Source organism: Streptomyces sp. S063 (assembly GCF_002832675.1).
Classification (GTDB): Bacteria; Actinomycetota; Actinomycetes; order Streptomycetales; family Streptomycetaceae; genus Streptomyces; species Streptomyces sindenensis.
The window spans coordinates 6,180,571-6,198,841 of record NZ_CP021707.1 but is presented as its reverse complement, the minus strand read 5'-3'; the positions used below and the strand labels follow the sequence as shown (position 1 = coordinate 6,198,841).

10 protein-coding genes and 2 pseudogenes are annotated in these 18,271 nt (G+C 72.7%); 7 read left to right on the top strand and 5 right to left on the bottom strand.

What is annotated here, in order from left to right; all coding sequences use genetic code 11:
* The first annotated feature begins 55 nt into the window (after positions 1–55).
* Both CCZ36_RS28315 and CCZ36_RS28305 read left to right on the top strand, forming a co-directional pair.
* Positions 56–2,712: pseudogene (locus CCZ36_RS28315) on the top strand (SpoIIE family protein phosphatase).
* A gap of 572 nt (positions 2,713–3,284) precedes the next feature.
* Positions 3,285–4,843: pseudogene (locus CCZ36_RS28305) on the top strand (exopolysaccharide biosynthesis polyprenyl glycosylphosphotransferase).
* Between the two features lie 74 nt (positions 4,844–4,917).
* Here CCZ36_RS28305 and CCZ36_RS28300 read toward each other — a convergent pair.
* Positions 4,918–5,901, bottom strand: a complete 984-nt coding sequence (locus CCZ36_RS28300; protein WP_069736922.1) for a GDP-L-fucose synthase family protein — start codon at positions 5,899–5,901, stop codon at positions 4,918–4,920.
* A gap of 114 nt (positions 5,902–6,015) precedes the next feature.
* Here CCZ36_RS28300 and gmd point away from each other — a divergent pair, with 114 nt between their 5' ends.
* From gmd to CCZ36_RS28280, 4 genes are all read left to right on the top strand, one after another.
* Entirely contained in the window at positions 6,016–7,029 is a 1,014-nt protein-coding gene (gene gmd, locus CCZ36_RS28295) for a GDP-mannose 4,6-dehydratase (protein ID WP_128819776.1), read from the top strand.
* A gap of 380 nt (positions 7,030–7,409) precedes the next feature.
* On the top strand, positions 7,410–9,668 hold the full coding sequence (locus tag CCZ36_RS28290; RefSeq protein WP_128818835.1) for a LamG domain-containing protein: 2,259 nt from the start codon (positions 7,410–7,412) through the stop codon (positions 9,666–9,668).
* Positions 9,669–9,671: 3 nt separating this feature from the next.
* Positions 9,672–10,406 (top strand): hypothetical protein, encoded by a 735-nt coding sequence (locus CCZ36_RS28285; protein ID WP_069736919.1) that lies wholly within the window; start codon positions 9,672–9,674, stop codon positions 10,404–10,406.
* Positions 10,403–11,242, top strand: coding sequence for a glycosyltransferase family 2 protein (locus CCZ36_RS28280; RefSeq protein WP_069736918.1), 840 nt, complete (start codon positions 10,403–10,405; stop codon positions 11,240–11,242). Before CCZ36_RS28285 ends, CCZ36_RS28280 begins: the two co-directional genes overlap by 4 nt.
* 32 nt (positions 11,243–11,274) lie before the next feature.
* Here the strand turns inward: CCZ36_RS28280 and CCZ36_RS28275 are convergent, their stop codons facing one another.
* Complete coding sequence (locus CCZ36_RS28275; protein ID WP_069736917.1) at positions 11,275–12,438, bottom strand: glycosyltransferase; 1,164 nt, start codon at positions 12,436–12,438, stop codon at positions 11,275–11,277.
* A gap of 108 nt (positions 12,439–12,546) precedes the next feature.
* Between CCZ36_RS28275 and CCZ36_RS28270 the strand changes: the two genes are divergently transcribed.
* Entirely contained in the window at positions 12,547–14,082 is a 1,536-nt protein-coding gene (locus CCZ36_RS28270; RefSeq protein WP_069736916.1) for a hypothetical protein, read from the top strand.
* On the opposite strand, the gene CCZ36_RS28265 is transcribed toward CCZ36_RS28270, so the two are convergent.
* Genes CCZ36_RS28265 through CCZ36_RS28255 form a run of 3 tightly spaced genes read right to left on the bottom strand, consistent with a single transcriptional unit; the run spans position 14,051 to position 18,242 of the window.
* Positions 14,051–15,295: a hypothetical protein gene (locus CCZ36_RS28265; protein WP_128818834.1), complete on the bottom strand. Its 1,245-nt coding sequence runs from the start codon at positions 15,293–15,295 to the stop codon at positions 14,051–14,053. The genes CCZ36_RS28270 and CCZ36_RS28265 overlap by 32 nt on opposite strands.
* Entirely contained in the window at positions 15,292–16,983 is a 1,692-nt protein-coding gene (locus CCZ36_RS28260; RefSeq protein ID WP_128818833.1) for a lipopolysaccharide biosynthesis protein, read from the bottom strand. Before CCZ36_RS28260 ends, CCZ36_RS28265 begins: the two co-directional genes overlap by 4 nt.
* Positions 16,980–18,242, bottom strand: coding sequence for a glycosyltransferase (locus CCZ36_RS28255; RefSeq protein ID WP_128818832.1), 1,263 nt, complete (start codon positions 18,240–18,242; stop codon positions 16,980–16,982). Before CCZ36_RS28255 ends, CCZ36_RS28260 begins: the two co-directional genes overlap by 4 nt.
* Positions 18,243–18,271: the final 29 nt, after the last annotated feature.

Genomic DNA, 18,271 nt, shown 5'->3' with positions numbered 1-18,271 from the left:
GCGGCTCCCGGGCAGGGCCGATTCTGAGAGTAATGAACCGGGCCGGGGCCGCGCCATGAGCGCGGCGAACACGGCGGAGAGCGCCGATTTCCGTGGGCCTCTGGACATCACCAGGGCGGCCACGGTGGTTCTGGACGCCGAGAGCACCGTCATCGGCTGGAGTCCCGCGGCGGCCGAGCTCCTCGGTTACGGACCCGCCGAGGCCCTCGGGCAGCCGCTGAGCGCTTTCCTCTCCGTACACCCGGTGGGGGGCGTTCCCCCGGCGGAAGCGGCCGAAGCGTCCGGCGCTCCGGAGCTTTCCGGAACGACCGGGGTCCCGGGGACGGCCGAGGCATCCGGGACGACCGCCGCCGGCATCGGGCCACCGTCCCTCGTGGGCAACGAGATCCATGTGGCCCACGCCCGGGACGGCCGTGAGCTGCTGGTGGCTACGGCGATGTGCCCGTTGCCGGGCGGGGCGGCGAACCGTGCCCCCGGCACCCCGGACCGGATTCTGGTGGCGGCCGAGGTGGGCGAACTGCGGCACTGGGAGTCCCGGCTCGCCCTGCTCCAGGGGCTGGCCACCCAGTCGCCCGTCGGGCTGGCGATCTACGACACCGATCTGCGGCTGACCTGGTGCAACACCGCCTACGAACGGGAGATCGGGCAGCCGCTGGCCGCGTTCCGGGGCATGCGGGCCGACGAGCTGTACTCCGGCGGCTCCTTCGTGTCCCCGGGCTATCCGCAGACGCTCGACGGCGTCATGCACCAGGTGATCGACACCGGCGAACCGATCCTCGACCTGCACTTCCGGGGGCAGCCTCCCAGCGACCCGGGGCGGGACCACCTGTGGTCCTGCGCCTACTACCGGCTGGAGGACGCCCACGGGCACGTCTTCGGGGTGTGCGAGGACGCGTTCGACATCACCGACCGCTACCGGGTCCAGGAGCGGCTGACCCTCCTGGTGGAGGCCGGCCGCCGGATCGGCACCGTGCTGGACGTGGCCACCACCGCCGAGGAGATCGCCGAGGTGGCGGTGCCGGACTTCGCCGCGACCGTACGGGTCGATGTCACGCGGGCCGCGATGACCGGGGAGAGCGCGGCGGTGGGCAGCCGGGCGGACATGTCACTGCTCCGGGTCGCGGACCGCTCGGAGCCGGGGGCCGCCACCCCGGACCCGGCCCTTCCGGACCCGGGCGCCCCGGACACCGCCGCCCCCGGGCCGGATCTCCAAGGCCCGGGCCCGGAAGGCACGGAGGCCGGACCGGACGGCGGGCCCCGGGCCGCGAGCTCCTGCGGTGACGGCCGGCACCCGCATCCGCCGGTCGTCTATCCGCCCGGGTCCCCCCAGCACCGCAGCCTCTCCTCCGGCGGGCTCGTGCTCGACGAGGGCACCCTCGTCGTCCCCCTGCGGGCCGGGGGCGGCATCCTCGGGCTCGTCACCTTCGACCGGGGCGTCGGGCCGGACGCCGCGGGCCGGACGCCCGCCCCGGACCGGGCGACCACGTTCGACAACGGAGAGGTGGCCCTGGCCGACGAACTGACCGCCCGGACCGCGGTCTGCATCGACAACGCGCGCCGCTACACCCGCGAGCGCACCGCCTCACTCGCCCTCCAGCGGCAGTTGCTGCCGCACCGCCTGCCGCCCCGGTCCGCGGTCCGGACGGCCTACCGCTATCTGCCCGCCGACGATGTGACCGGCGTCGGCGGGGACTGGTTCGACGTGATCCCGCTGTCCGGGACCCGGGTCGGCCTGGTCGTGGGGGACGTCGTCGGGCACGGCCTCCAGGCCGCCGCCACCATGGGGCGGCTCCGCACCTCCGTCCGGGCCTTCGCCCAACTGGACATGCCGCCCGACGAGTTGCTGACCCGGCTGGACGACCTGGTGGGGCAGCCCGCCGAGGAGCCGCCGGACGCGCACGGCGGGCCGTCGAGACGTACGACGTCACCACCGGGGCGACCTGCCTGTACGCGGTCTACGACCCGGTCTCCCGGCGGTGCGTCATGGCCCGGGCCGGGCATCTGCCGCCGGCGATCGTCGACCCCGGCGGCGGGGTGTCGTTCCCGGACCTGCCCGCCGGACCACCGCTGGGCCTCGGTGGGCTGCCGTTCGAGTCGATGGAGTTCGAGCTGCCGGTGGGCAGCCTGCTGGCCCTGTTCACCGACGGTCTGGTCGAGGCCCGGGACCACGACATCAGCCAGGGCCTCGACACGCTGGGCCGGGTGCTCGCAGACCGTTCCGCGTCGCTGGAGGAGCTCTGCGACCGGGCGGTGTCCGAGCTGGTGCCCGGCGGCACGAGCGCCGACGACACGGCCCTGCTCCTGGTCCGCACCCGTGAGCTCGACGCGGAGCGGGTCGCCGACTGGGAGCTGAGCGCGGAGCCGGTGTCGGTGGGCCGCGCCCGCGAACTGGCCACCGGCCAACTGGAGGCCTGGGGCCTGGAGGAGCTGGTGTTCGCGACCCAGCTCGTCGTCAGCGAACTGGTCACCAACGCGGTCCGGTACGCGGGCGGGCCGCTGGGGCTCCGCATCATCCGGGACCGCACCCTGGTCTGCGAGGTCGCGGACACCGGGCACACCTCCCCCCACCTGCGGCACAGCGCGGAGGACGACGAGGGCGGGCGCGGCCTGTTCATCGTGGCGCAGCTCGTCCAGCGGTGGGGCACCCGCTACACCCCGACCGGGAAGACCATCTGGACCGAGCAGGCGCTGCCGTCCGCCGACGAAGGCTGACCCTTCTCCGTACGGGCCGATCCACTGTGCCGACAACCCGGCAGACGTTGGCTCGGGAGGGCGACGCCGATCCCACGGTCCTCCGGCAGGCAGGCCGCCGCTGTGATGTCGGCAACTCTCGCAGCAACCCGTTCCGTTGGCGCAGGGGCGCTGGTCCACCGGCGCACCAGGAGGCGCACGAAGGGCGCACGCCGACTCCACAACCCCCCTTTCCTTTCTGCGGGGTTCGGCGGGCGGCAGATGAACCCCGCGCCCCGGCACGCCGCCCGCCAGGGAGTTCACGCGTTCCCGCCCGGCCACGGGGGTGCCGGACCCCCGTCGGCCGACCCCCTCGGCACCGTCGGCCACAGCGCCTGCTGGGCTGCCGCTCCATCAATCTCCTTGCCCGACAGGCGACATCGGATGGTTCCGGCCGATCGGAGGTGTCTGGACCGAGCCGTCTGAACTTCACGAGAACTCCAGCGAAATGGCACGTGTGTGGATATCGTGCACCGAGCGAGGGCGCATCCGTCAGTCCATGGGATCGACGGATGCGTCCCGTTTGCGGGGGTGCAACTGTGGCTGGGGGGCTCATGGGGCATGTCGAAATACCTGATACCGATCTGTCCGGACCGGTGGGGCTACGGGGCGCGCCGCGCCCTCGCACCGCCGCCTCCCGGAATCGCACGGCGGCCCTGGAGCAGCTCTGGCGGGCCCCGACAGCTCAGCGCGACCCGGCCGGCCCGGCGCCGGTCCGGGGGAGCCCGCACACGGCCCGGTCCTCGCCGCCTTGACCGATCTGCTGGGCCTGGCCGGTCCGGCCTGGCTGCTGCTGCGCGCGGGGGACGAGCCCCGCCCGGTGGCTGCCGCCGCGGTGGCCGGGCTGCTGTGGGCCGGACTGCGCGGCGCACGGGGCCGGTACACCGACCGGCTGCGGCCCGCTCCGGGCGGTGCGGCCGACACCGTCGGGGCGGTCGGCGACTGGCTCGTGCTCATCGGCCTGCTGGCCGTGCTGCACACCGCCGCGGGCAGCCCGGTGGACCCGGCCACGGCCGTCGTGGCCGTCGCACCGGGGTTGCTGGTCGCCGCCGCGGTGGCGGGGCTGCGGCGGTGGCCACGCAGCGCCCGGCGGGCCGGCCGGCTCCGCAGGGTGCTGCTGGTCGGTGAGGCATCGGGCGTGGACCGGGCGGCCGAGCTGCTCGCCTCCCGTACGGATCACGACTTCTCGCTCGTCGCCGCCATTCCGGTGGGCGCCGCCCGGCTGGAGCTGGAGGGGGTCCAGGTGCCGGGGCGCCTCGCGTCCTGCCCGGCCGACGACGATGTGTCGACGGTGCTCGGCGGGGTCTACGCCCACGCGGCGGACCTGGTGCTGGTGGCCCCCGGGCCCCAGCTGACCGGCGACCGGCTGCGCCGGCTCGGCTGGGGACTGCACGACCGGGGTGTCGCCCTCTCCGTGCTCTCCGAGCTGACCGGCGTGGCGGCCGAGCGGGTGCGTCCCGTCACCGCCGCCGGGCTCACCCTGCTGCACATCGCGCCGCCGCTGCGCGGGGGGCCGCAGGCGGTGGTCAAGAGCGTGCTGGACCGTACGGGCGCCCTGTTCGGACTGCTGGCTCTGGCCCCGCTGCTGCTGGCGGTGGCGCTGAGTGTACGGCTGTCCTCGCGGGGGCCGGTCTTCCACCGGCAGGTGCGGCAGGGGCAGCACAACCGGCCGTTCACCATGTGGAAGTTCCGCACGATGGTGGCGGACGCGGAACAGCTCAAGGCGCGGCTCGCCGTGGTCAACGAGGTCGACGGGCCGCTGTTCAAGATGCGCAGCGACCCCCGGGTGACTCCGGTCGGCCGGATGCTGCGGCGTACGTCGATCGACGAACTCCCGCAACTGGTCAACGTGTTGCTGGGCCATATGTCGTTGGTGGGTCCACGACCGCCGTTGCCGGAGGAGGCGTCCCGATACGACGAGCGGGAGCGCCGCCGCCTCACCGTGAAGCCGGGGCTCACGGGTCTGTGGCAGGTGAGCGGGCGCTCCGACCTGAGCTGGCAGGAGACCGTGTCGCTCGACCTCTGGTACGTGGACAACTGGTCGGTCGCCGCCGACCTGGGACTTCTCGCCCGCACCGTGCGCGCCGTCACCGACGGCCGCGGGGCGTACTGAGGGCGTCGGGCGTGCGGATGCGAGGAGCGGCACCACCGGTGGGCCGCCGGGAGGGTTCTCCCGGCGGCGGGCGGTCACTGTCCGGGCGGGAGCTGCCCGAGCCACCAGGCGTAGGTGCGGGCGATGCCGTCGCGCAGCGGAATCTTCGGCGTGAAGCCGAGGGCGTTCAGACGGGTGACGTCGAGGAGCTTGCGGGGGGTCCCGTCGGGCTTCGAGGTGTCCCAGACGATCCGACCCTCGTACCCCGTCACCTCCCTCACGGTTTCCGCCAGTTCGCGGATGGTGAGGTCCTCGCCGCAGCCGATGTTGACGGGTTCGTCGCCGTCGTAGGCCTCCAGCAGGGTCACGCACGCGGCGGCGAGGTCGTCGACATGGAGGAACTCCCGGCGCGGCGAGCCGGATCCCCACAGGGTCACCTCCGGGGCGCCGTCCCTGCGAGCCTCGTGGAGGCGGCGGATCAGCGCGGGCAGGACGTGCGAGGTCTCCAGGTCGAAGTTGTCGCCGGGTCCGTAGAGATTGGTGGGCATGGCGCTGATGTAGGAGGCGCCGTACTGCCGCCGGTAGGACTGGGTCTGGACGATTCCGGCGATCTTGGCGAGGGCGTACGCCTCGTTGGTGGGTTCCAGCTCCCCGGTGAGCAGCGACTCCTCGCGGATCGGCTGGGGTGCGAGCCGGGGGTATATGCACGACGAGCCGAGGAAGAGCAGCCGCTTCGTCCCGGCCGCGTGCGCGCCCGCGATCACGCTGAGCTGGATGCGCAGGTTGTCCTCCAGGAACTGCACGGGATACGTGCTGTTGGCCATGATCCCGCCCACCTTGGCGGCGGCCAGCACCACGGCGTCCGGGCGGACCTCCTTCAGATACGTCTCGGTCCGCGCGGCGTCGCGCAGATCGAGGAGGTCTCGGCCGCGGGTGAGCACCTCGTGGCCGTCGTCGGCGAGGCGGCGGGCCACCGCCGAGCCGACCAGGCCGCGGTGTCCCGCGACGAATACGCGGGAGCCGGGCCGCAGTAGGGAACGGGCGGATTCCTGGGACGGGACGGGGAGTTCGGTCGTCATGGCTCGGATTGTGCCAGCAGAAAAGGACCGCGGTGACACTTTGCCGCATAACGCTCCAATTCCGGAATATCGGTGAACATCGCCGCCGAGGCGATCAGCAGAGAAGGGGGAATCGTGGCGAAGACCGCGCTCATCACCGGAGTGACAGGCCAGGACGGTTCGTATCTGGCCGAGTTGTTGCTCGACAAGGGATACACGGTGCACGGGCTCATACGCCGTTCCTCGAGCTTCAACACCGAGCGCATCGACCACATCTACCAGGGTCCCGAGGAGCCGGAGCGCTCCTTCGTCCTGCATCACGCGGACCTGTCCGACGGTGTGGCGCTGGTGAACCTGCTGCGCGACATCCAGCCCGACGAGGTCTACAACCTGGGCGCGCAGTCGCATGTGCGGGTGTCCTTCGACGCCCCGCTGTACACCGGTGACGTCACCGGGCTCGGCACCATCCGGCTCCTGGAGGCGGTCCGGGCCAGCGGCATCCAGACGCGCATCTATCAGGCGTCGTCCTCCGAGATGTTCGGCGCCAGCCCGCCCCCGCAGAACGAGAAGACCCCGTTCCACCCGCGCAGCCCGTACAGCGTGGCGAAGGTCTACTCCTACTGGGCGACGGTCAACTACCGCGAGGCGTACGACATGTTCGCGGTGAACGGGATCCTCTTCAACCACGAGTCGCCGCGCCGGGGCGAGACCTTCGTGACCCGGAAGATCACCCGGGGCGTCGCCCGGATCAAGGCGGGGCTCCAGGACCGGCTGCACCTGGGCAACCTGGACGCGGTCCGGGACTGGGGGTACGCACCGGAGTACGTGGACGCCATGTGGCGGATGCTCCAGTGCGACACCCCCGACGATTTCGTGATCGCCACCGGCGAGGGCGTCAGCGTCCGGGACTTCCTGGAGTACGCCTTCGATCACGCGGGCCTCGACTGGCGCGAGCATGTGCGCTACGACCCGAAGTACGAACGCCCCAGCGAGGTCGACGCGTTGATCGGTGACGCCTCCAAGGCCGAGGAGCTGCTGGGCTGGAAGCCCGAGGTGAAGTCCCGGGAGCTGGCCCGGATCATGGTCGACGCCGATATCCGCAAGCTGGCCGACCAGCTGTCCGGGGCCGCCGTCCGGGTGGACCGGTGACGGGAAAGGACCTTTGTGCGCGCGGGCCGCTCCGCCGCCACCTGCGCCGCTCCTCCGGCGGCCGGGTGGGTCCGCGCCGCCGCCGGCCCGCCGTTCCCTTACCGGACCGACAGGTCCGTGTGACCGCCGACGCCCGCTCCGGGCCGGCGGCCACCCACGACTCCCGGCCGGCGCTCGCCGCGCCCGGGACGATCACCGGCGCCACCGCCGATCTCCGCCGACCGCTCGGTGGAGCTCAACGCGCCGGCTACGGGCGGGGCCCCGGCCCCGCCTCCCCACTCGCCCCGGCCGACAACGGGACGACCCGTCCTCGCGGCCGGTCGGGCGAGGCAGGATCCGCGGCCTTTCGGCCGCAGCTCGAATCTCACCTTCGGAGCTGAATGATGAACGGAAGTACGGGGCGCAGAGGCGGAGGGCGCGGCCGTGTGCGGGCCGTGTCCGCCGCCATCGGCCTGCTGGCCGGAGCCCTGACCGCGACGACGGTCGGGGCCTCCCCGGCGGCGGCGCTGACACCACCGGTCGCCATCACCGCGGACGACCTCTCCACCTGGCAGACCAACGGCATCGTCTGGTCGATGGCCGCCGGCGACGGCGTCGTCTACGCGGGCGGCACCTTCTCGCGGTTGCGGCCCCCCACCGCCGCCCCCGGCACGAACGAACAGCCCGCGGTGAATTTCGCCGCGTTCGACGCGGCGACCGGGGCGCCCACCGACTGCTCGCTGTCCTTCACCATCTCCTCGGGGACCGCGACCGTCCGGGCGCTCGCCCTCTCCCCGGACGGCGAAACCCTTTACGCGGGCGGCCAGTTCGGTGCGGTCAACGGGGTCGGCGTGAGCAACATCGCGGCGATCGACACCGAGACCTGCACCGTCAGCAACACCTTCAAGATCGGGGTCTCGGCGACCGTCCGCGGTCTCGCCGTCACGGACGACACGGTCTATCTCGCGGGCGACTTCACCCAGGTCGGCGGGCAGACCAGGAGCCACTTCGCCGCCGTCACGACCGGAGCCTCACTGCTGCCCTTCACGGCCGACGCCGACGAGGTCGCACGGGCCGTCGAGGTGACCCCGGACGGGCAGAACGTGCTGCTGGGCGGGGACTTCTTCCGGATCAACGGAACGAACACCCACGCCCTGGCCGTGGTCGACGCCACGACCGGACAGCTCACCAAGTCCTACCCGGGGTTCATCCACAACAACTCCACGGTCCAGGACATCACCACCGACGCGGGCGGCTTCTACACCGCCAACGAGGGCACCGGCGGCGGCGTGTTCGACGGCCGCATCGCCCTGAACCTCGGCAACTTCGAGCAGCGCTGGCGGGACACCTGCCTCGGCGCGACCCAGGCGGTGCTGGTCCACTCCGGGGTGCTGTACAGCGGCAGCCACGCCCACGACTGCTCCAGCATGGGCGCGTTCCCGGACCAGCCGCGCAAGCACCTGCTGGCCCAGTCGGTCGACGACCCGAAGCTGCTGCCCTGGTTCCCGGACACCAACGACGGGATCGGGGAACCCGTCGGGCCGCGCGTGATGGCCCAGACGAACAGCGGCGGACGTCACTACCTCTGGGTGGGCGGCGAGTTCACCACCGTCAACACCAAGGCGCAGCAGGGTCTGACCCGGTTCGCGGACGGACCGGACACGGGTGCGCCGTGGGTGCCCAACGTCAGCCTCTCCACGCTGACTCCCGGGCGGATCGACGTGAACTGGCAGACCAGCTTCGACACCGACGACGGCTGGCTGACCTACCGGATCTACAAGGACGGCTCCAACACCCCGATCCACACCACGACCGGCTACTCCGTCTTCTGGGACCGGCCTCAGCTGACCTGGACGGACACCGACGTCGCACCGGGCGAGACCCACTCGTACCGGATCACCGCGAGCGACGGGACCAACACCAGCGCCAAGTCCCCGGCCCAGTCCGCCACCGTGGCGAGCACGACGGAGGCGTACCCGGGACGGGTCAGGTCCGACGGGGCGAGCCTCTACTGGCGCTGGGACGAGGGCACCTCCACCTTCGCGCACGACAGCAGCGACAATCTGAACAACGGGTTCATGCGCAACGGCCCCGCCTACCGGCAGACCCCGGCGGCGGTGTCCGGGCCCTCCACGGCGATCGGGTTCAACGGGACCGACGAGTACGCGTACAGCAACCGTTTGCACACCCAGCCCGCTCGGTTCACCATCGAGACCTGGATCAGGACGACCACGACCCGGGGCGGGAAGATCGTCGGTTTCGGCAACAGGACCCAGCAGAACAGCAGCCGTCACGACAAGCACATCTACATGCGCAACGACGGGCGTCTCGTGTTCGGCGTCCAGAGCGGCGGGGCCCGCACCGTCGCCACCTCGGGGGCGTACAACGACGGCCAGTGGCACCACGTCGTCGCCACCCAGGGCCCGCTGGGTCAGGGCATGTCCCTGTACGTCGACGGGCAGCTGCGCGCGTCGAACATCCTGGTCTCCGGCAACGACAGCCAGCCGGGCTACTGGCGGGTCGGCGGGGACAACCTCTCCGGCTGGCCGAACCGTCCGTCGAGCAACTTCTTCGAAGGGCAGATCGACGAGACCGCCATCTACCCGAGTGCGCTGAGCGGATCCACGATCAGCGCGCACTACGCCCTGAGGAACGGCTGAGAGATGAGAAACCCGTTCCTGGCCTGCGCCGCCGTCGTCCTGACGGCGGCGGCGCTGGCCGCCTGCGGCTCGTCCGCGGACGGGAACGGACCGGAGGCCGCGGGCGCCCAGCGCCCCGCGGCCTCCGGGTCCGCCGCCCCCGGCCCGTCCGCCACCACCGACGCCACCGAGCCCGCCGCACCGCCCACCGAGGAGCCGACGGTCCCGGAGGCGTCCGCTCCGGCCGCTACGGCCGAGGGTCCGAAGACGCCCGCCGACGAGATCACCCCGGCCACGGGGACGTTCACCAAGAAGCAGAAGGAGTATCTGAAGGACCGGGTGCCGAAGGGGATGGACCCGGCGGCCGTGCTCCAGACCGGCCAGGAGACCTGCGACAAGCTGCGCTACCTCGTCAAGGCCGACCGGGACACCGCGGTCGGCGCGATCGTGACGGACGAGATCCCCGACGCGAAGGACGCGGTGACCGGGCTCTGCCCCCAGCACCAGGACCTGGTCGACGAGGCGGCGTACGGCTATCCGGACGGCAAGCACTCCGGGAAGAAGCTCCGCCCGGGCGGGTACCGCTCGGCATCGCCCACCCCGGACTGCTCCTGGCAGATCGAAGGGGCGGGCGGCAAGGAGCTGGCCTCCGGCACCTCCGACACCGGGAAGTCCCGGAAGATCACCATCCCCGATTCCGCCGTCACGTTCACGTCCACAGGCTGCTACGCCTGGCTGCCCGAAGGAGCCGCGGGATGACCGCAGATACGCCGAAACTCCCGATAGCCGTGGCGATCCCCACGAAGAACGAGGGGCTGAACATCGCGGAGGCGGTGAAGTCGGTGCTCGGCCACTTCGAGGCGGTCGTCGTGGTGGACTCCCACAGCACCGACGACACCGTGAAGGTCGCCGAGGAGTGCGGGGCGGAGGTGGTCACGTACACGTGGGACGGCGGCCACCCGCGCAAGAAGCAGTGGTGTCTGGAGAACGTCCGCACGGACCTGGACTGGATCCTGCTGCTCGACGGCGACGAGCGGCTCAGCCCCGGGCTGCTGGCCGAGCTGCGGGAGACCTTCCGCAACCCGGACGCGCCGAAGCCCGCCGCGTACGACATACCGCTCGGCTACTGGTTCTCGGGGAAGCGGCTGCGGCACGGATACACCATCCGCAAGCGGTCGTTGACCGACCGGACCCGCTGCCACTACCCGGAGGTCGGGGACCTGGACGCGCCGGGGATCGGGGAGGTGGAGGGCCACTACCAGCCGGTCGCGGCGAGCGTCGGCACCCTCACCCACCCCATCGAGCACCAGGACCTGGACCCGGTGACCGCCTGGTTCGAGCGGCACAACCGCTACTCGGACTGGGAGGCCTGGCTGGAGCACCATCCCCAGGTGAAGGAGCAGGTGCGCCAGGTCAAGTCGCGCCAAGGGCAGTTGTTCCACAAGGCGCCGTTCAAGCCGGTGGTGTCCTTCGCCTACATGTATCTCTACAAGCGGGGGTTCCTGGACGGCCGGGCGGGCTTCGACTTCGCACTGGCGATGAGCTTCTACCGCTGGCAGATCGCGCTCAAGTCACGTGAGAAGCCCCAACGTTGACGCGCCGGCCGATCCGTTGACACGTCAGCCGCTCACCCTCGCCTCCGGCGGACCACGTCCTCGTAGGTCCGCCGGAGGGTGGCGGTGACGGCCTCGATGGTGAACTGTTCGTTGACCAGCTCCCAGGCGGCCTTGCCCGCCTGCTCGGCGGCTTCGGGCTCCAGCAGTTCCAGGATCGCGTCGGCGACCTTGCGGGCGTTGGCCGCGTCCTCGCCGACCCGGCTGTCGATGACCCGCCCCGAGCCCGCCCCCGCCACATCGGGGGCCTGGCCGCAGGTGCGGGTGATGACGACCGGGGTGCCGACCGACATCGCCTCCAGCACCGAGACCGGGAAGGGCTCCTCGATCGCGGGCAGCACATACACATCGGCCTTGCGGTCCGCGGCCAGCACCTCGTCGTGCTCCAACGGGCCGACGTGATCGAGGGATTCGTCCACCCCGAGCTTCCGGGCCAGCGCGAGGGTGCCGGCCAGCGCCCCGGTGTCGGGGCCGGCCAGCACGAAGCGGGCGTCCGGGTGGCGGGCGAGGACGTGAGGCATCGCGGCGACGAAGTCCTCGGGCCGCTTGCGCTCCTGGATCCGGGCCAGATACAGCACGGTGGGCGGGCGGCCGGGCTCGCGGGCGGGCTTGCGCTCCTGCGGGCGGACCCCGTTGACCAGCCGGACGGTGCGGGTGAGCGGGACGGGCGCGGCGACGGCGTTCACGTCGAGCCGCTCCATCTCGGTCAGATGCAGGACGGCGTCCGCCTCCCGGAGCACCTTGCGGACCCCGAGGAGGTCGGTGAGCTGGGCGACCTTCTTCTCGGTGGGGTCGATCATGCCGTGGGTCTGCACGACCAGGGGCGTCCGGGTCGCGAGCGCGAGGAGGGCCGCGGGCAGGGTCACCAGGTCCCGCATCAGATGCACGTGGACGAGGTCGGCGCCGCGCATCATGCGGCGGGCGGTGTTCAGCAGGCCGGCGGAGGTGATGCCGCTGACCTCGAACATCGGGAGGATGTGCCGGGCCTGGAAGAGATGGACCGGAACTCCCTCCACCTGCCGGGGAAGTTCGCCGTGGGGGAAGCCGTCACCGAGGGCCATGACGCGTGCGTCGTCGCCGTGTCCACGCTGGACCTTGGAGAGGTTGAACGCCACGCGCGTCGGACCGCCGAAGGCGTGGTCCGGGGTGTGGAGCGTGACAACGTGCAGGATTTTCACCAGAGTTCCCCTCGACTATGGCCAAGTATTCACAGCGTAGTCATCGACCCCCCTCAAGTGGGCTGATTCGTTAGAGTGTTCAGCGGTTCACTGATCCCGGGGGGGCGCATGACGTCGGTGCACACGTCGGCGCAGGAGCAGGTCGTGCCCACGGCCGTGGGCCCGCAGGGGCCCGGGGCTCCCGGTGGCCCTCCGGAACGGCCCATCGCCTGGTCGATGCTCTCGCGGGCCCTGTCCGTACCGCTCATCCTGGGCCTGGTCTGCTTCCTGCCCGCGGTGATCGCCGCCCAGCCCGGCAACGGGGTCCGGGACACGGCGTACTGGCTCCAGCTGGTGCTGACCTGCTACGCGGGCGCCCGGCTCGCGACGATGATCCTCTCCACCCGGCGGCGGCTGCTCCAGGGCGTCTTCTGGATGTTCGTGTACATCGCGATGGGCGTGGCGCCGTTCGCCCAGGTGGTGATCGGACAGACGCCGACGCCGATGGTGGGGCCGCGCCAGGACCTGGTGACAGCCATCGCGATGGTTCTGGTGGGGTGTGCCGCCTACGACCTGGGGGCGCTGCTGGCCTCCCGGCGCCCGCCGCGCCGCCGGGCCGCCTCCGCGCGGGGGCCGGGCGGCGGCGGGTCCGCCGTGGCCCATCCGCTGCGGCTGCGGCTGCTGGTGCTGCTGGCGTTCACGGCGAGCGCGTTCTACGTGCTGAAGCTGGGCGGGCCCGCGGTCTTCTTCGCCAGTCGGCAGGAGATCAACGAGACCGTGGCGGCCAGCGGAGTGGTCACGGAGGGGTCCAACGTGGGCTCGGCGTTCCTCAAGGGCTTCGGGCAGGTCCCCGCGCTGCTGGCCCTGCTCTTCTACACCCGGCGCCTGGCGACCTCCTACCGGGCCCGGCGCCGACCGTCGACGGTGCTGGTGTGGGTGGCGCTGGCGGGACTCAACCTGTTGGTCAACAACCCGGTGTCCAACGCCCGTTACTGGTTTCTGACGGTGGTGGTGGCGTTCGTGTTCGCCGCGTTCCCGAGCAGCGCGGCGGTCTACCGGACGGTGCTGACGGCGGGCGTGGTGGGGGCGCTGGTGGTGTTCCCGTACGCGGACAGGTTCCGGTACGAGGAGGGGAGCCAGCGGTCGGTGCAGTCGGCCTCGGTCTTCGATCCGCTGGTGACCAAGGACTACGACCAGATGGTGATGTTCGCCAACACCATCTCGTGGGTCGACACCCGGGGCCACACCTATGGCCGTCAACTGGCGGGCTCCGGGCTGTTCTTCGTGCCGCGCGCGGTGTGGAGCGGGAAGCCGGAGGACACCGGGGTCCGGGTCGGGCAGTGGATGGGGCTGCGGATGACCAACCTCTCGGCCCCGCTGTGGACGGAGTTCTGGGTCGACCTCGGCGCGACCGGCATGGTCGGCGGGATGGCGCTGATCGGCTACGCGTCGGCCCGCACCGACCGCCGCTACGCGCTGGCCGTCACCCGGGCGGGGCCCGGCCCGGGAAGCGTGCTGGCCATCGCCGCGCCGCTGATCGCCGGATACACCTTCATCCTGCTACGGGGCCCGCTCCTCCAGGCGGCGGGGAAGCTGGCCATCGCCGCGCTGTGTCTGGTCGCGATCGTGACGTTCAGGGAGCGGCGGGCAGGGCGTCGGCGCTGACGTCCTCGGCTCGGGCAGGGGTGCGCCGGCGCAGCCGGGCCACCCTGATCCAGGTGGCGGCGGCCTTGCAGAGCGAGCCCAGGAACAGCCCCCAGGCGGCGCCCGGGACGCCCCCGACGACGTAACCGCCCGCGAGGAACGCCACGGAGGTGAGCGAGAAGACGATCTGGATGGCGAGCGTGGTGCGCGGGTCCAGCATGCGCAGGGCGAGCAGGCCGCAGGTGCCGACCGCCATCGCCGCGTACTGGCTGCCCGTCGCCGGGAGCAGGTCGGCGGCCACCGGCCAGGTGTCGCCGAGGAGTTGGCGACCGGCGGTGTCCGGCAGCAGGGCGAGCACGGTGGCCCAGAGGGCGGCGGTCCCCGCGAGGACGGCGGCGAGCCCGGCGGTGGCCCGGATCCGGCGGCGCTCGTCGCCGATGCGGCCGAGGATCGGCGGACCGAAGGACGTGGCCGAGGTGAACAGCACGTTGAGCGGCCCGAACAGGGTGGTCGCCCCGCGCAGCGCGCCGACCAGGAGGGGGTCGCCGACCGCGCCGAGGCCGAGGACGGACAACTGGCCGGTCGCGTTGCCGACGCCGAACTCGACGGTGAAGCGCTGCCCGAGGTGACCGCGCCGCAGCATGGGGCGCAGCCGCAGCGGGGATCCGGCGGTGGCGCGGTGGAGGAGGGCGGCGGAGAGCAGAAGCGCGGGCAGCGCGGACAGGCCCCAGACGGCGATCAGCCGGGCCGGGGACGCCCCGTAGTCCTGTACGGAGAGTGCCCCGAGCACACAGACCAGCCGCGCCAGGTCGGACAGCAGGGCGAGATGGGGCTGCTGGAGGGTGGCGAAGGCGTACCGTACGGCGTCCTGGCCCAGCACCACGGGGAGGACGAGGCCGAGCATCAGCAGGGCGCGGGCCGTGTCGCCGGGGACGAGAACGCAGACGGCCGCGAGCAGCGCGCCGAGCACGGCGGCGGCGAGCACCGTGAAGGTGACGGCCGACCGGCAGGCGCCCCGGGTCTCCTCCCCCGCGCCGCGCTTGAGGACCAGCGGCTGCCCGGTGTACGCCCCCGAGACGCCGAGCAGCACGGTGAAGACCAGGTAGACCGCTGAGAAGCGGGCGAAGTCGGCGAGGGTGGAGAGGCGGGCGGCGGCCACCAGCACGAGGATGTTGGTGAGCGCCGCCACGCCCTGGTCCGCGACCGAGCAGAGGACGGCGGTGCGGGCTCTCACCGGCGGGGGGCCGGAAGCGTCAGGGAGCGCAGGCCGAGGGTCTCGCTGGGGTCTCCGGTGGTCTCGGGGGTGTCCGGCTCCGGAGTGGGAGCGGTGGGCCCGGAGCCTCCGGAGCGGCGGCGGGCGGACTTCGGGCGGCGCTCGGCGCGGCGCAGCCTGCGCCGGGACGGGTGGAGCAGGGCGCCGAGGACGGAGCCGCCGGACGCGCCGATGATCTCGCGGATGCGCTCCAGGTCGCTGCGGTGGACCTCGCGCGGATCGCACACGATCATGACGCCGGTGACCCGGTCGACGAGGGCGACGGCGTCGGCGTACGCGAGGACGGGCGGGGCGAGCACGATGACGACGGTGCCCGGACTGTCGGCCTCGCCGACGATGCGGCCGACGGGCGGGGAGGTGAGGGCGCGCGGGACGTTGTCGACGACGGTGCCGGGGATCAGGGTGAACGCCCCGGAGCCGGGGACGTCGACGCCGGAGCGGCTGCCGGTGGGCCAGCTGCCGTCGCCCTCGTCGGCGGCCCAGCGCGGCGAACGCGTCTCGTGGGCGGCGGAGCCCAGCTGCTTGGCGAGGGTCGGGGTGCGCAGGTCGGCCTCGACGAGGAGGACGTCCCGGCCCATCTCGGCGAAGGCGGCGGCGAGGTTGGCGGCAGCGGCGGCGGCCTCCGCGTTGTCCCCGCGCGGGGCGGTGACCAGCAGGCGGCGGCTCTCGGCGAACGCCGGGTCGTAGGCGAGCCGGAAGGCGACCGCGCGGTACTCCTCGGCGAGCCGGGAGCCGCCGCGGCCGATGGCGAGCAGCCCTGTCCCGGCGGCGCGCTCCCGGGGCAGGGTGCCCAGGAGCGGTGCGCCGAGCGAGCGGACCAGCTCGCGGTCGGAGCGGACGGCGGGGTCGAAGACGAGCCGCACCCAGGACAGCAGCAGCCCGAGCGCCAGGCCGACGACCCCGCCGAGGCCGAGGAGCAGGGGCAGGCCCGCGCCGGTGGGCGAGGTCGGGGCGACCGGCTTCTTGTTGAGGTAGCCGGGGGTGGTGTCCAGGGCCTTCAGCTCGGAGATCTTCCGGCTCAGCTCGGAGATGGAGACGATGATGTTGGCGCGGGCGCTGGTGACGTCGTCGGCCGCTCCCGCACCGACCTGCTCCTCCAGCAGATCGCGCTTCTCCTCCAGCGGCTTCAGCTGGGCGCGGTAGCCGCCCGCCATGTTCTCGATGCTGTCCTCGGTGCGCGCCTTGCGGTGGGCCAGATAGGCATGGGCCAGGGCTTCGGCGCGGGCCCGGGACTGCTCGGGGGTGGCGCCCGTGTAGGAGAACCGGAGAGTGAGGGTGTTGGGCGGGTTGGTGACCTGGAGTCCGAGGAGCAGTTCGCGGGCGGTGACGTCGTCGCCCTCCTTGAGGAGGGTGCCGGCGGCCAGGGTGCCGACGGTGTCGCTGGCGGCGGTCTGGCGCTCGGAGCCGATGTTGATGCCCTTGTCCGCGGTGGCTCCGGCGGCGAAGGGGTCGGCAATGGCGGACCGGACCTGGACCTCGCCGGTGGCGGTGTACGTCTTCTCGCCACCGAGGGCGAGATAGCCGCCGCCGAGCAGGCCGACGACCACGCCGACGGCCAGCAGGGCCCGGTAGCGCAGGAGTTGGCGGAACTGGTCGCGCAGCAGCGCGGGCTCGTCGTGGTCGTCCAGGACCCGGTTCACCGGTGTCATCGGTGACCACCGCCCTGTCCGTCCCGCAGGATCTCGGCGAGCAGGTCGTCGAAGCGGGCGAGCCCCGCCTCCCGGCTCAGGTGTTGTGCGACGTACCGGGGGCCCTCGGCCCCGAGGGCGTCGGCCGCGGCCGGGTCGGCGGCGAGTTTCTGTACGGCCTCCAGCAGGGCGGCCGGATCCTCGGGGGCGACGAGGACTCCGGCGCCGGAGCGGCGGACCTCGTCGGCGGTGCCGCCCTCGTCGGCGACGGAGGCGATCACGGGCCGGCCGGAGGCGAAGTAGGAGGTGAGCTTGGAGGGGACGCTCATGTCGAGGACCGAGGCGCGTTGGGTCACCGCGAGGACGTCGGCGGCGGCGAGGACGTCGGTGAACTCCTCGGCCCTCGCGGGCTCCAGGAACTCCACGTTGGCGAGCCCCTCGGCGCGGGCGCGCAGGGCGTCGCGCTGGTTGCCGTCCCCCATCAGGACGACGCGGACGCCGGGGGCGAGGCGGGCGGCCTCCACCAGGACCTCCAGGCCCTGCTTGAGGCCCATGTTGCCGGAGTGCAGAAGCACGGGGGTGCCCTCGGGCCAGCCGAGCCGGGCCCGGGTCGCGGCCCGGTCGACGGTGGGGCCCTGCACATGGCTCCAGTTGGGGACGAGGCGGATGCGGCCGGGGTCGACGCCGAGGGCCCGGACTCCGGGGACGAAGCTCTCGTGGATGACGCCGACGAGGGTGGCCCCGCGCAGCGCGTACCTCTCGGCGGCGGCGGCGACGGCGGCGGCCCTGCCTCCGCCCCGGATGCCGCTCTGCGCCGCGGCGGCGCCCATCAGGTCCTGGACGACGGGGAGGTAGGGCACGCGGTGGTGCCGGGCGAGACGGGCTCCGATGATCCCGCCGGCGAGGCTGGGCATCTGGGAGACCACGACGTCGGGGCGGCCGGGCGGCGGTGCGATGAGCCCGGTGGCGAGGATGCCGGCCTCGAACGCGGCTCGTTTGAGCGCTGTCTGACGGGACGGTATGTAGTGGCGGCGTCGGTGCACGCCGACGCCGCCGCGTATCTCCACCGTCCGCCACACACCCCGGTAGCTCTGCTCCAGGCGCCAGGAAGGATAGTGCGGCATGCCGGTGAGCGCCCGGACGCGGGCGCCGGACGCGGCCCAGTGCTCGGCCAGTTGGGTGGCGTACGGGCCTATGCCCGTGAGCTCCGGAGCGTAGTTGGTCGAGACCAGCAGAAGTCGGCGGCCCCGGAACGGGCCGGGCCTTGCAGCATCGGACATCGGACGATCGCCTTCCCCCCACGACAGCC

Bases quoted from the DNA above. Each gene is read 5' to 3' on its own strand.
- CCZ36_RS28300 (WP_069736922.1), bottom strand. From the start codon at position 5,901: ATGACGACCGAACTCCCCGTCCCGTCCCAGGAATCCGCCCGTTCCCTA.
- CCZ36_RS28290 (WP_128818835.1), top strand. From the start codon at position 7,410: ATGATGAACGGAAGTACGGGGCGCAGAGGCGGAGGGCGCGGCCGTGTG.
- CCZ36_RS28285 (WP_069736919.1), top strand. From the start codon at position 9,672: ATGAGAAACCCGTTCCTGGCCTGCGCCGCCGTCGTCCTGACGGCGGCG.
- CCZ36_RS28280 (WP_069736918.1), top strand. From the start codon at position 10,403: ATGACCGCAGATACGCCGAAACTCCCGATAGCCGTGGCGATCCCCACG.
- CCZ36_RS28270 (WP_069736916.1), top strand. From the start codon at position 12,547: ATGACGTCGGTGCACACGTCGGCGCAGGAGCAGGTCGTGCCCACGGCC.
- CCZ36_RS28260 (WP_128818833.1), bottom strand. From the start codon at position 16,983: ATGACACCGGTGAACCGGGTCCTGGACGACCACGACGAGCCCGCGCTG.
- CCZ36_RS28255 (WP_128818832.1), bottom strand. From the start codon at position 18,242: ATGTCCGATGCTGCAAGGCCCGGCCCGTTCCGGGGCCGCCGACTTCTG.